The organism is Paenibacillus dendritiformis (genome assembly GCF_021654795.1).
Classification (GTDB): domain Bacteria; phylum Bacillota; class Bacilli; order Paenibacillales; family Paenibacillaceae; genus Paenibacillus_B.
On record NZ_AP025344.1, the window covers coordinates 2,872,772 to 2,886,043 of the forward strand.

At 56.5% G+C, this 13,272-nt stretch carries 10 protein-coding genes; 9 read left to right on the top strand and 1 reads right to left on the bottom strand.

Annotation, left to right across the window (positions count from 1 at the left end; translation table 11 throughout):
• The first annotated feature begins 9 nt into the window (after window positions 1-9).
• The 9 genes from L6439_RS12545 to L6439_RS12585 all read left to right on the top strand — a co-directional run bounded on the left by L6439_RS12545 (window position 10) and on the right by L6439_RS12585 (window position 10,658).
• A complete protein-coding gene (locus L6439_RS12545; protein ID WP_213471387.1) occupies window positions 10-480 on the top strand; it encodes a DinB family protein in 471 nt (156 codons plus the stop codon).
• A gap of 124 nt (window positions 481-604) precedes the next feature.
• Window positions 605-1,546 (top strand): ABC transporter ATP-binding protein, encoded by a 942-nt coding sequence (locus tag L6439_RS12550; RefSeq protein WP_168178405.1) that lies wholly within the window; start codon window positions 605-607, stop codon window positions 1,544-1,546.
• Between the two features lie 11 nt (window positions 1,547-1,557).
• Window positions 1,558-2,316, top strand: a complete 759-nt coding sequence (locus L6439_RS12555) for an ABC transporter permease (RefSeq protein ID WP_168178406.1) — start codon at window positions 1,558-1,560, stop codon at window positions 2,314-2,316.
• Entirely contained in the window at window positions 2,313-3,302 is a 990-nt protein-coding gene (locus L6439_RS12560) for an ABC transporter permease (RefSeq protein ID WP_213471386.1), read from the top strand. Before L6439_RS12555 ends, L6439_RS12560 begins: the two co-directional genes overlap by 4 nt.
• 101 nt (window positions 3,303-3,403) lie before the next feature.
• Complete coding sequence (locus L6439_RS12565) at window positions 3,404-5,992, top strand: winged helix-turn-helix domain-containing protein (RefSeq protein WP_168178408.1); 2,589 nt, start codon at window positions 3,404-3,406, stop codon at window positions 5,990-5,992.
• A 31-nt stretch (window positions 5,993-6,023) separates the two neighbouring features.
• A complete protein-coding gene (locus L6439_RS12570) occupies window positions 6,024-6,170 on the top strand; it encodes a hypothetical protein (protein WP_168178409.1) in 147 nt (48 codons plus the stop codon).
• Window positions 6,171-6,247: 77 nt separating this feature from the next.
• On the top strand, window positions 6,248-7,099 hold the full coding sequence (locus L6439_RS12575; protein ID WP_168178442.1) for a GNAT family N-acetyltransferase: 852 nt from the start codon (window positions 6,248-6,250) through the stop codon (window positions 7,097-7,099).
• A 230-nt stretch (window positions 7,100-7,329) separates the two neighbouring features.
• Window positions 7,330-8,847: an alpha/beta hydrolase family protein gene (locus L6439_RS12580; RefSeq protein WP_213471385.1), complete on the top strand. Its 1,518-nt coding sequence runs from the start codon at window positions 7,330-7,332 to the stop codon at window positions 8,845-8,847.
• A 212-nt stretch (window positions 8,848-9,059) separates the two neighbouring features.
• Window positions 9,060-10,658 carry an alkaline phosphatase family protein gene (locus L6439_RS12585; protein ID WP_237096843.1) on the top strand — a complete coding sequence of 533 codons (1,599 nt, stop codon included), beginning with the start codon at window positions 9,060-9,062 and terminating at the stop codon, window positions 10,656-10,658.
• A 66-nt stretch (window positions 10,659-10,724) separates the two neighbouring features.
• Here L6439_RS12585 and L6439_RS12590 read toward each other — a convergent pair whose 3' ends face one another.
• Window positions 10,725-12,773 (bottom strand): serine hydrolase domain-containing protein, encoded by a 2,049-nt coding sequence (locus L6439_RS12590; RefSeq protein ID WP_213471384.1) that lies wholly within the window; start codon window positions 12,771-12,773, stop codon window positions 10,725-10,727.
• Window positions 12,774-13,272 lie beyond the last annotated feature (499 nt).

A 13,272-nucleotide genomic window follows, 5' to 3' on the forward strand; every position in this document is an offset into this window, starting at 1 on the left:
GTAAAAGCAATGACCTATTCAGCCGTAGCCGTGATATGGAACACGCTTCATGGACGCTTTTACAATATGGCCAGCTGCTTGCCGGAGGAAGCTCTGGGATGGCGAATCGGGACCGCCTCGATCGGCTACATGCTTCGCCATAATGCGGAAGTCGAGTATTTATTCGCGGAATGGTTCTTCCGGCGCGGGCTGCCTCCCGGGCTGGAGATCCTGACGAGCCGCGGACCTGCGGCAGGGCGGGAGCCGGCCGAATTCATGGATCGGGAAGGACTGCTGGCCCTGCTGCGCGCCTCGAACGAACACGTCATGGAAGCGATGCGCGAACTGCCCGAGGAGGCCTGGCATGTGCCGGTGGATTCGCCGATGGGAGCCTCGACGCCGCTGGAGGCGGTCAGCCGGCTGCTCTACCATACCGGTCTGCATGCGGGGCAGATTTCCCTGATTCAGAAACATGCCCGGCCGGTTGAACCAACAACGTAACTGCGCTATAGACAAGAATCAACCTTCGGAATCAACCTTCGGAATCAACCTTCGGAATCAACCGATCGGTTGATTCTTTTTTTGTCCCTGTATCGTAATATGAAGGCCAGAAGGAGGGAGACGCATGAATCAGCCGATATTGCAGGTGCAAGGATTGGAGAAGCGCTTCAACGATTTTCAAGCGCTGCAGGACATTTCGTTCGAGATTTTTCCGGGAGAGGTCGTATGCTTTCTCGGGCCGAACGGAGCGGGGAAAAGCACGACCATCAACATTTTAGCAACGTTATTGCGATATGACGGCGGAGAGATCCGGTTCCAGGGGGAGCGGGTGGAAAAGCATCCGGGCCGGTTGAAGGAGAGCCTGGGCATCGTCCCGCAAGATATCGCGATATACGAGGACGTTCCGGCGGAGGCCAATGTGAAGTTCTTCGCCTCCTTGTACGGCATGCGCGGCCAAGCGCTTCAGCGGGCCGCCGAGGAAGCGCTCGACTTCGTCGGGCTGTCCGGGAGAAAGCGAGAGAAGCCGAAGACATTCTCCGGCGGCATGAAGCGCCGATTGAATATCGCCTGCGCGATCGCGCACAAGCCCCGTCTCATCATTATGGATGAACCGACCGTCGGCATCGATCCGCAATCGCGCAATCATATTTTAGAATCGATCAAGGAACTGCGCGATGAGGGGGCCAGCATCATCTATACGACGCATTATATGGAAGAGGTCGAAGAGATTGCGAACCGCATCATTATCATTGATCATGGACGCATCATCGCCAGCGGCACGAAGGACGAATTGAAGGAGCAACTGGAGGAGGAGAAGCTCTATGATGTCGAAGTGGAGGACGCCGGCGTGGCCGATCCGGATGAGCTGTACCGGATCGATGGCGTGAAGAACGTGTACGTAGACAATAACCGCATCCGGATTACGACCTTAAAAGGAATCGAGAACCTCGATAAAATCATTGCGCTTCTGATGAGCCAGGGGATGAAAATTATCAATATGACGAGCGCGGCCGCCAGCCTGGAAATGGTCTTCCTCAAGCTGACCGGCCGGACGCTGCGCGATTGAGGAGGCTGGAGATGCCGCTAAATCTACACAAATTCCACACCATTCTGAAGCGCGATTTCGTTAACCTGGCGCTGAATCCGGTGCTCCTCCTGTCGAATTCGGTATTTCCGCTGCTGTTGATGATCATTCTCGGTTATTTGACCCGCGGCATCTATGGCGGGGGCGAGGTGTCCTCCTACGATTATTACGGGGTGACGATTCTCATCTTTGCGTCCCTGAACGTGTCGATAATCGCCTCGAACAGCTTCATGGAGAAAAGCTTGAGGAAGAGCAACTTGCGGATTCTGCACGCACCGGTGCCAACTTCCTATCTGTATGTCTCGAAAATAGCCGCAACCTTCTTCTTCTCGTCGCTGAGCACGCTGCTGCTGCTCGCCCTCGCCCATTGGCTGCTGGATGTTCATTTTGGCGGGAGCGCTTGGCTCGCGGTCGCGCTGATTCTCATCGGCTTCAATCTGTTCTCCGCCGCCCTCGGCGTGCTCATGTGCTGCCTCTGCCGGAGCGAGGAGACAAGCAATAAAATATTGAGCTTCGTCAATAACCTGCTTGCCCTGATCGGAGGCCTGTTCTTCCAGTGGGACGGCCTGGGCCGCACCGCGGAGATTCTATCCTATCTCTCTCCGGTGAAATGGGTGGCGGAAGCGATCTTCCGCGTCATCTACGATCAGGATGCCGGCATGGCGCTGCCGATGCTTGGCGGCTTCGCCGCCGGTTCGCTTGTGCTGCTGTGGGGCTGCAGCCGGATTTTTCATGCGGAGGACTATGTATGAGGGAAATGGCGTATGTTTTTCATCAGAATTGGTTGAGATTGATGAGCCGCAAGGCGATTTTGGCGATTACCGCCGTGATGACGATCGCCGCGGTGGCCGCCGCGCTGCTGTTGACACCGGCGAATGATTCGAGGGGGAGCATCGCCCTCGTCACGGCCGCTTCCGGGCCGGAAGAGGCTTCCCTCGCCGATTTGCACGCTTTCGAGGTGAAGCGGCTCGCGGAAGCCCCGCGAAAGTCCGAGCTGGTGCGCAACAAATATGATGCCGTCATCATCGATGGAGGGGACGGGAGCTATACGATCGAGACGATCAAAGGCGACGCGTATGCCGCGTTGGTGCGGCAAGCGCTGGAGCATCCGGAACAGCCTCTGCCGGAAGCGGAGAAGCGGGGGATCGGGGCGAACATTGCCGGCTTTCTGATGATGTTCGTGCTGCTGCAGGGCATGTTCTATATGAATTTTTTTGCGGAGGACAAGACGCAGGGCACGCTGCGGCGAATGGCCGCCTCGCCGATGTCCGTCATGACCTATCTTGCGGCCCAGGTTCTGTTCTGCTTCCTGCTTATCAGCGTGCCGGCCTATCTGTGCATTGCTGGAGCAAGACTCCTTCTGCATGCCGATATCGGTTTCACTCTGCTGCAGTATGGCTGGCTTATCGCCGTGTTGTCCCTGCTGGCCGCCGCGTTTGCCCTCTTCATCACGGTCTGCATCGACGATATCGACAATGCGGTGACGACGGCTTCCAGCCTGATTCTCGTCACCTCGCTGCTGTCCGGCGGCTTCTACGCCGTAGAGCACGAAGGGGTGATGAGAGCGCTGACTTATTGGCTGCCGCAGCGGCAGTATATGGAAGCCGTGACCAGCCTGGAGCGGGCTGCTTCTGCAGAAGCGGTCTGGCCTGTGGCCTATGTGCTGCTGCTGTCCGGCATCCTGTTCGCGGCCGGCGCCATCATTTGCAGAAGAAGATGCAAGACAGGAAGATATTGATACGTGCCAGCGGCTCCGGCGTGGTATAGTAAGAAAAGCGGATTCCCAGATGCTGGGTTCCCGTCAAGCGGCAGTACACAATTAGGTGGGGTAGAGGACATATGGAGAGCATCAGGTTGATTTCCGCCAAGCTTATGGCGCCGGTTCCACGCAAGCATTATATTCGGAGAGAGCGGCTCTTCGCCAGGCTGCGGCAGGTGCAGGAATACAAGGTCGTGGTCGTGCAGGGAACCGCCGGGAGCGGGAAGACGACGCTGCTTACCTCCTATATGAAGGAGGCGGGCCAGCGTCATTTCCGCTGGATTGGGCTGGACGAGGACAATAATGACCTGTATTCGTTCTGGTGCTACGTATTGGGGGCCTTGAAGGAGGATCTGGGCCGCAGCGCCGAAGGCTTGTATCAAGTATTCGAAGCGATCCCGCACAAGCATGATATAGAAACGATCTTGACCATGATCGTGAATCAGCTCCATCAGATGGAAGCGCTCACGCTGGTCCTGGATGACGCCCATGTCCTGGAGAAAGAAGAGGTGCTTCGTTCCCTGGAATTTTTCATCAAGTACAGTCCGGAACAGATCCGGTTCATGCTGCTGAGCCGGGAAGCGCCGAAGCTGTATTTGGGTGAATGGATGATGGAAGGCCAATATGCGGAAATCAATGAATCCGAGCTGAAATTTTCAGATGAGGAGGCGGCCCGGTTTTTGCAGGAGACGTTGGCCTTGGAGGTGGATGATGACACGGCGGGCCGCTTGAATGCGCAGACGGAAGGCTGGGCCGGGGGGCTGCAGCTTATCGCGCTCGCGAGGTCCCGCAAGACCGAGCTTCCATCCGATCATGGCAGCGGGCTCAACAAATATATGGTGACGTATTTGTCGAATGAAATTCTTCGCTCGCTGGACGGGGAAGAAACGCGGTTTTTGCTGTATACGTCCATTCTTGGCTATTTCGATGAAGCGATCTGCAATGGCCTGCTCGGGATAAGGAATGCGAGGATGTTCATCGACCGGCTGCAGGACAAAAACCTGTTCCTGGTCACGCTTGACGAGACAGCCGGTTTATACCGGTATCATCGTATATTCGGGGAGTTTTTGCGGTATCGGCTGTCTGCGGAAGGCGAAGCGGCGATTCGCGATCTGCATGCCAAGGCGGCGGCGATCTATGATCAGCAGGGCGATCAGGTCGAGAGCGTGAAGCATTATATCCAGGCCCGACGGTATCCGGAAGCGATGGACGTCATCGCCCGCATGCCGCAGACGATGCAGGGCTGGGTGCTGCTGAAGCAGATTCCGTTGGCTTGGTTGAGCGCGAACCGGGATTTGATGTTCCAGCGGCTCTTCTACCATTTTTGCAATCAGGAGTTCGATCAATGCCGGCTGCTGGTGGAATCGCTGCAGACGGAGCCCGGCAGGGAAGTGGATGGGAGCATCCTGCAGTTCACCCGCTTCTTCATGGACGAGAGCGGTCCCGGCCTGGACTTCGAGCCCTTCTCCCTGGAGGAGATGGAAGCGATCGGGCTGTCTGGTCCGACTAGGGCGATTATTTATGTAACGAGCTCCATGATGCTCGGTCTCCGCGATCAATACGCGCAGGCGCTGCATTGTGTCGAACAGGCGCTGGCCCTCGAGGAGCGAAGCCCGAATCCGTACATTCGCTTTTTCGCAGTGATGTGCAAGTGCCAACTGCTTGAATCGATCGGCGAATTCGCCGCCTGCGAACGGCTGTACGCCTCGTTGTTCCAATTCATCGAGGAGCAACCTTATCTCTCGCCGGCGATGGCGACGAATCTGATCGGCATCGGCGGCATTTATATGAAAATGATGCGGCTCGAAGAGGCGGAGCATTGGTTCAGGAAGGTGGAGAGCGAGCTTCCTGGCAATTACCCTTCCATGGAAATGGGGTATTCCTTCAACCGGTTGGAAATGGCCCTGCTGCGGGGGGATGCGCGGGCGGCCGCGGAACTGATGAGCAAGATTGGGGACGAGCCGGCGTTCCGCCATCATCCTTATTACCATCTATCGCTGCTGAGATACCAGTTGGCGCTCGGGGAGCCGGATTCCGATCTGCTCCAGCGGTTCCTGGCACGCGTGCAGGAAGGCGAAGCGAGAGGCCGGCTGCGCTATGATGAACGGCTGCTCTATGCCAGGGTGCTGGCCGCCCGGGGAGCAGCGGAGGAAGCGCTGAAGCAGACCGATGAAATTCTAATGCAGGCGCGCAAGCGCAAGCTTCCATTGCTCCTGGTCGATGCCCTGCTGCACAAGATTATGATTTTGCATCAGGAAGCCTCACGGCCGAGCCCCGAAATAGTGAATCTGATCCGCGAAGCCGTTCATTACAGCTTTGCGAACGAGATTGCCTATCTCTACCTGCTGGCCGGAGAAGCCGCGCAGCAGGCGCTTCATCGGCTGCTGCAGGAGAAGGAACAGGATTTGCCGGCGAAGGAGAAGGCGTTCATCCAGCGCGTGATCTCGTACTGGAGGCGGGATTCCGGCGGAGCAGATGTGCTGAGCGAGCGCGAGCTTGAGGTTCTGGAAGCCGCAGCTTTGGGACTGAGGAACAAGGAGATCGGGGAGCGGCTTTGCATTTCGGTAGCCACGGTCAAGACCCATATGATTCACATCTATTCCAAGCTCCAAGCCTCCAACCGGGTGGACGCGATCGAGAAGGCACGCCAGCTTGGATTATTGACTTAGACAGAATCGTATCCGGTAGATTTTGCCTCAGGTGATCCGGGTTGCGGAGGTGGGCCTGCTTCATAATCTGCGGGTATGGCAGTTGGAGACGGATGCCGGGCCGATGCGGATGACGATGCGCAATCTGTATGAACATGTACAGCTTCAAGGGCGAACCGGATTTTTTGGACAGATGTGAACGGAAGACGCGCGGAGATTCGCGATCTTCAGGCGCTGGAGGGCGTCCGCAAAAAATGGCTGAAGGATGTGTTGCAGATGATTCACTACGCCCGCTGTACGGAAGCGGCAATGGAGTTGACTTATGAAGCGTTTCGCATCGGTTTTTCCGACTACATCATACCGATGAAGATGACACAGGAAGATTTTGTAAAGCGGTTCTTCGGGCCGGAAGGGAATCAACTGGAGCATTCCTTCATCGCTTTGGACGGCGGCGAGCCGGTCGGGGTGATTCTCGGTGGAGTGAAGCTGTACGAAGGACGCAAGACGATGCGGTGCGGAACGTTGGCCGTACATCCCGCTTACCGCGGCTGCGGCGTCAGCAAGGAACTGTTCGCCCGTCATAAGGAGGAGGCGATTGCTTGCGGCTGCACCCAGCTTTTCCTGGAAGTGATCGTCGGGAACGATCGCGCGATCCATTTTTATCGTAAGATCGGTTACCGCAAAATATATGATCTCTCGTATTATCAGCTGAAGGATCTGTCGGGATTGGCGGCGGCGCATGTGGAGGGGATGGAAGTAAGGAGCCTGTCGCATGACCAGTTTGAACGGGAGGTTCAGAGATGGCTTCACTTCCATATGAATTGGCAAAATGATTTCGACGCTATCCGGCTGTCGGAACACAATTCCTGTCTCGGCGCCTATCTGGACGAGAAGCTGGTAGGCGGAATATGCGTGAACCGGAACGGAAAAATCAGTTTCTTGTACGTCGACCACGCCTATCGCGGCCGAGGCATCGCGACCGCGATGCTGGGGGAAGGCAGCCGCATGCTTAACCTTGCCGGCTTATCGATCGGCTTTCCGAACAATCACTGGCTGGAAGGCTTCCTGCTGGGCAAGGGCTTCGACAAGGATAAGTTTGAACAATATGAAATGTATTTGTCGCTATAGGTTCCGGCATCTCAATAGCCAGCATTCACAGCCGCCATCCATTCGATGGCGGCTAATTTGCGCGTGTTTACGATGCCAACGAACAGATTGGTTAATGAGACTATTGAATGACAAAAATGTCACGCTGAACCGGAAAGTTGTCATGAAAATCAATGGATTCTCCTTATTTTGGCAAGGTATGATCGCTTCAGATCCGAATAAGAAAAACGCTGTAAATAAGGAGAATAGAAATGAGACTATTTGAGCTGTTGTTGGTTCTGTCCAGCTTCGCGCTGCTGCTGTCCATCGGATGCTCCGGCCGGCTTGGGAGTCGGATCGCTTGGGGAGCAGGCCTTGGGAGCGCGGCGCTCGCTGTGCTTCAGCTTATATTCGAAGGGTACCGCTGGCCGTTGATTCCCGTGTATATGGCGGCGGGAGGACTGATCGTCGTATTGCTGTTCAGAGGTTTTCGTTCCGGCGTTCGCTTTCGGCTTCCGCGGCCCGTTGCCTTTAGCGGCTATGCCGTTGCCATGCTGCTGCTTGGCATGTCGATTGCGCTGCTTGCCTTCTTTCCGGTGTTTCGCATACCGAAGCCGGACGGGGCCTTCGAAGTAGGCACAATGACGTTCCATTTCACGGATGAACGACGAGAAGAGCTGCATACCGCATCCGCCGGTGATCATAGAGAGCTCGTCGTTCAGATTTGGTATCCGGCGGCTCCTGCCGACCGGCAGGAGACCGCGCTCCTGTTTCCGCAATCGAAGGACACCTTTGATCGGATGATGTCTTCGTTTTCCAAGCAGCTGCGTCTGCCTGCATTTGTATTGGACTACTGGAAATATATCCGGACCAATTCCAATATGGAGGCCGATCCCCGTGAGGATGCGGCGCCTTACCCTGTCATCATCCTCAGCCATGGAATGGGAACGTCCCGGCTGCTGCATACTTCGCAAGCGGAGCAGCTTGCCAGCCACGGCTATATGGTCGTCGCCCCGGATCATACGTATCACACGATGGCCACCGATTTTCCGGATGGACGGGTCAGCGGCTTCGAGGAACCGTTCTCCCCGTCGGGATTTTATGATGCCGCTCCGAGCGCGGGGGTGATATGGTCCCAAGATGTGGACTTTCTCATCGATCAACTGGAATTGTTCCATGACGGGACGATTTCAAGCCCGTTTCAAGGGAAAATCGATTTGAACCGGATCGGCATGATGGGGCACTCATTCGGAGGGGCAGCGGCATTTGAGGCCATCTACTCGAATCCTCGCGTCAAAGCCGGGATCAATATGGATGGCGCCCTGTATAATGCGGAAGACAAAGGAACTCTTCCGAAGCCCTTTCTATTTATGGAAGCGGAAGATTTTATGGAGAGAAAGCGGCAAATCGAGCAGATCAACGAGACGATCAGCGATGAAGAATTGAAGAAAATGTACTTGACGCGGGACATGCTGCGCGGGTTGAAAAAGGAGTACGACCTGATCGATCGCGTGGCGCAGCAGGGAGCGACGCTGCTCACTGTTGAAGGGGCGGCCCATTACAATTTCACGGATTTCCCGCTGTTCTCGGACCTGCTCCGCTGCACGGGCATGGCGGGCGATATGAAGGCGGAGAGAGGAGTTGACATCATCCATCATTATGCGCTTGATTTCTTCAACAGACATCTCAAGGGTACCGGGGGCGAGCTCCTGAAGGGACCGAGCGCAGAGTACCCGGAGGTAAAATTCCCATATCACCCGGAACCGGAGAGACGGCCTGGGGGTGGCTAGAGCGGGGAAAGTGCGGACTTCACCGCGTTTGCCATCGGCGTTTTTTTCCAAAGAAAAGAGCATAAAAGCCTGCTTAAATCGCACCCTATGTTGTAATGAGGTTAATCATGCCAAGCAGGCAGGGGAGGTCTCCCGGTCCTTGCCGGATTTTTCGGCCTCCCCTGCCATTTTGGCACATAGCCTACTTCATGTACAGATGGGGTGACGCGTTCATGCGGACCAAGATGAGCCGGCTGCTGCTATTGCTCTGCATCCTGGTGCTTGTTCCCGGATGCCAGCGGACAGATCAGAAGCCGGAAGACCGGATTCAGACGCAGTCCATTGGAGGAACAGCCTCCAAAAAGGTGATCTATTTGTTGGTTGATTCGTTAATGCCGCAGGCCATCGATCGGGGGATTGAACGGAATGAACTGCCTGCGTTTCAGTTTCTGATCAAGCACGGGCAGTATTATAAAAACATGGTCTCTTCTTTTCCGACGATGTCCGTTACGATAGACAGCTCGCTGCTGACGGGAACGTATCCGGACGGACATCGAGTCCCGGGGCTGACCTGGTATTCGGCATCCGAAAAGAAAGTTATTAACTATGGGACGGGGCCGATGGAGGTCATGAAGCACGGCGTCAACCCGGTATTGACGGATGCCTTGCTGCACCTGAACGGCTCGCATCTGAATCCCCGAGTTCCCACCATTTATGAGGACTTGGCCCGGCGCGGGCAGACAGCCGGCTCCATTAACGGGTTGATCTACCGGGGGACGAAGAAGCACACCTTAACGATCCCCGCCTGGATTCAGCGTCCCGCCTCCTTGCCGAGGGAGATGGAGGTGGCAGGGCCGGATCTGTTGGCCCTAGGAGCATTATTGAATCCGTTCGAGGATGTGGCCGATCTTCGTGACGGCATCACCGGGCGCATGGGCTTCAATAATACGTATTCGGTCGAGGCTGCGAAATATTTGATACGTACCAACCAGCTGCCGGATTTCTTGTTTGTCTATATGCCCGATCTGGATCAGAAGATGCACAAGCATGGCCCCGGAGAGCGGAGGGGCGTCGAAGAAGCGGATCGCCAGCTTCGCTCCTTGCTGGAGGAATTCGGCTCGATGGAAGACGCGATCCGGCAAGCGGTCTTTGTCATTGCCGGGGATAGCGGCATGACATCCATCTTGCCTGCCCGGGACAATCCGGTCATCGAGCTGCCATCTCTCCTGGCCAACTATCGCGTGCTGCGGCCCGGCGAGACGGTGACCGATGAGGCCGACTTGATTCTTGCAGTCAATGAGACGATGGCCTATATTTACGCGAACGGCAAGGACAAACCGCTTCGGACGGTAGCCGAAGCGCTGGCGGCCGACCCGCGCATCGACATCATTGCGTGGAAGGAACGCGGCTGGGTGCATGCGGTTCCCGGGAGCATGAGCCGGGAGATGCGGTACCGTTCAGACGGGCCGTTCATCGATGTCTACGGGCAGGCATGGACGATTGAAGGCGACGCGAAGGTGATGGATCTGCGGATGGATTCCGCGGCGAAGACAATTGGCTACGGCCAATATCCGGACGGTCTGCGGCGCTTATCGGCGGCGCTTCACTCCCATGAGGGGGAGTTCCTTGTCGTCACGGCGAAGCCGGGCTACGAATTGGCGGACAGGAGCTCGCCGAAGCATAAGGGCGGCGGGGGGCATGGAGCGCTGCGAAGCGAGGAGTCGCTCGTGCCGCTGCTGATTTGCGGGACCGATCGCAAGCCGGAGCATTTGCGCATCATTGACTTGAAGCCGTTTCTGCTCGAATTGCTCGCGCACCCAGAAGAGTCTTAGAAGATATCGTGTATTAAGGACATCTATAGGAAGCAGCTCCCGACGAGTCTGGGAGCTGCTTCTTCGCTAGAACAGCCCGCCTTCGCGATATAACCCCTGGAAGGCGTGGTAGAGCATATATGCCGCTTCCTGGCGCAGCAGCGGATCCCTTGCCCGGACATCGATGGTGCCGTCAGCGCCCGCGACGGTATCCGGGCCGAACAGCCGGCGGGCCGCGATGCTCTGCACTGCTTCCAGCGCCCAGGATTCGGCCGTCCCGGCAAGCGCCGCTTCGGAAGGCTTCGCTGGTGCAACCTGGAGGAGCGTCCGCCACAGGAGGGCTGCCGCTTCCTGACGGCTGATCATGCGTTCCGGCTCAAATGCGCCGCCGGCCGCACCCTTGATGATTCCGCGCTCTGCCAATGTATTGATATGCCGCAGGTACGGGCTGTCTGCGGTATCCGTGAACCCGGGCGCGCTGCCGGACAGCGGCAGATCGAGCATACCGGTCAGCAGGCGGGCGAATTCGCCCCGGGTCACGGCTTCCTCGGCACCGGGCGGGTAATCCTCTTGCTCCTTCAGCACACCCAGCTTCTGCAGCTGTTCCATCGCATCGCGGTACGGCTGAGCGGCCGTCGCGGCGGTGCCGGTGCTTGGGGGCTGATCCGGAGTCTTCACCGCCATGCTGTACGGATTCAGATACATCATATATCCGATAGAGCCGTCCTCCCTCTCCTTGAATGCCATCGTTAACCCATAGTCATCGATGAAGAGCAGCGGGTCGATCTGTCGCAATTCAACTTTGCCGCCAACGCTGTCCTCGACGAGCAGCTTGCCATCGTCGGATGCGGCGACGCGGGTCAAGTTCATTCCTTTGCGAGCGTCGCGATAGAGGCCGGAGAACCGCTCCAGCTCCGTCCGGCTCGGCTTGAGAAAGACCGGCTTGGCAGACTCTTCCGGGAAGAACCGGTTCATGAATGCCTGCATGAACGCTACCCGCAAATGAGCGTTTTTCGTATTATAGGCGATGAAGATGCCGACTTTCTCCTCCGGCAGCAGCCACATCCACGAAGAGAATCCGTCGGTGTCTCCCGCTTTCTCGATCACGTGCCGGCCGTTATGCAGCGGATGCAGCGCCGCTTCGAACCCATAGGTCATATTGGGCTTCATCGGGTGGATGGCATAGTGGAAGCGGTGCATCTCTGCCGCTGCTGACCCGGATAGGATCTGATTGCCATCGATCCCGCCGCTGTTCAGATGGGCCATCATAAACCTGGCCATGTCGCGGGAGGTCGAATGCATGCTTCCGTGCGGAGCGACGGTCGGCGTATAGGCGTACGGGGCAATTGCCTCGCCGGAAGAGTCATAACCGACGGCCATGGCGGATCGGGTGTCTGCATCCATGACGAAGCCGGAATGCGTCATGCCCAATGGCTTGAAGATATTGTTCTCCATATAGTGCTCGAACGGCATCCCCGAGACCTGTTCGACAATATAGCCTTGGAGCAGATTGGCAAAGTTATCGTATTTGAACATATCGCCCGGCTTCCGAACCACGGACGGCATGCGCTCCCGAAGATATTGCTCCATCGATGTGTCTTTGCCGAAATCGGTATGGATATCCTTCGCGTCCATATCCGTATAATCGAAGCCGGTCGTATGGGTCAGCAAATGCTTGATCGTTACCGGTTCCTTGAACGGATTATTCAACCTCAAGCCTTCGCCCAAGTAAGCTTCGATGTTGTCATCCAGCCCAATCCGGCCTTGATCGGCGAGCTGCATGACGGCTGTCGCGGTAACCGATTTGCTGATGGAGGCAATCCGGACGACCGTATCCGGCGTCATCGGCATCCGTTTCTCCGCGTTCGCCATGCCATACCCTTTATCGAGAAGTACCTGATTGTCCGTCACAATGGCAACCACCGCGCCGGGAGCTCCGGACGAGCGGAAAGAATCGCTTGCAAAAAACTTATCTGCAAATGCCTCCACTTCCTTCAGATCGCCGGGGCCGAAGCGCGCGGCTTGCGCCTTCGTTCCGATATTATCAGACCCCTTTGCCGCAGCGGACGGACCGAACGCCATGATGGCGGCCAGCGCCAGCGTTAGAACGCGGGCGGCTGTCTTTCCTTGTTTCATTTTTCTTTTCCCCTTTCTCACAGCCTGCTTAAGCAAGCCTTGTCCGAGTATATCCGCTGACGCGGCGTCACTTTCAACCCCCAATTTGGCAGCATGAAACAGGAAGGTTTCCGGATGCGATTCATTCCGGGTCCGGAGGGGAGACAGAGTATCAGGGCAGATACGCTGCTGGCGCCGTGCAATTGCTCCTTAAGCGGCCACTGCTTTATAGTTAAAATGCGATGGGGGAATTCTCCACACCGCTTACACATCGAACGCAAGAAAGGGTGATCGTATGTTTTTTCCATCGGCCATCATCTTCAGATCGCTCCATGCAACGTCTGCACGATAAACAGATGGCGATAGCTGCATGGAGATAATGTGAAAATATCGCCGACCCTCATTCTGACTGGCTATTTTGTTTTTCGAACCGAATTGAATCGATAGGCGTTGACATCGCGGCCCGTAAATACGGGCATCGGAGCCCCTTCCTGATTTTATGGGTCAGGAAAGGGGCGTT

Bases quoted from the DNA above. Each gene is read 5' to 3' on its own strand.
- L6439_RS12545 (WP_213471387.1), top strand. From the start codon at position 10: ATGACCTATTCAGCCGTAGCCGTGATATGGAACACGCTTCATGGACGC.
- L6439_RS12550 (WP_168178405.1), top strand. From the start codon at position 605: ATGAATCAGCCGATATTGCAGGTGCAAGGATTGGAGAAGCGCTTCAAC.
- L6439_RS12555 (WP_168178406.1), top strand. From the start codon at position 1,558: ATGCCGCTAAATCTACACAAATTCCACACCATTCTGAAGCGCGATTTC.
- L6439_RS12560 (WP_213471386.1), top strand. From the start codon at position 2,313: ATGAGGGAAATGGCGTATGTTTTTCATCAGAATTGGTTGAGATTGATG.
- L6439_RS12565 (WP_168178408.1), top strand. From the start codon at position 3,404: ATGGAGAGCATCAGGTTGATTTCCGCCAAGCTTATGGCGCCGGTTCCA.
- L6439_RS12575 (WP_168178442.1), top strand. From the start codon at position 6,248: ATGATTCACTACGCCCGCTGTACGGAAGCGGCAATGGAGTTGACTTAT.
- L6439_RS12580 (WP_213471385.1), top strand. From the start codon at position 7,330: ATGAGACTATTTGAGCTGTTGTTGGTTCTGTCCAGCTTCGCGCTGCTG.
- L6439_RS12585 (WP_237096843.1), top strand. From the start codon at position 9,060: ATGCGGACCAAGATGAGCCGGCTGCTGCTATTGCTCTGCATCCTGGTG.
- L6439_RS12590 (WP_213471384.1), bottom strand. From the start codon at position 12,773: ATGAAACAAGGAAAGACAGCCGCCCGCGTTCTAACGCTGGCGCTGGCC.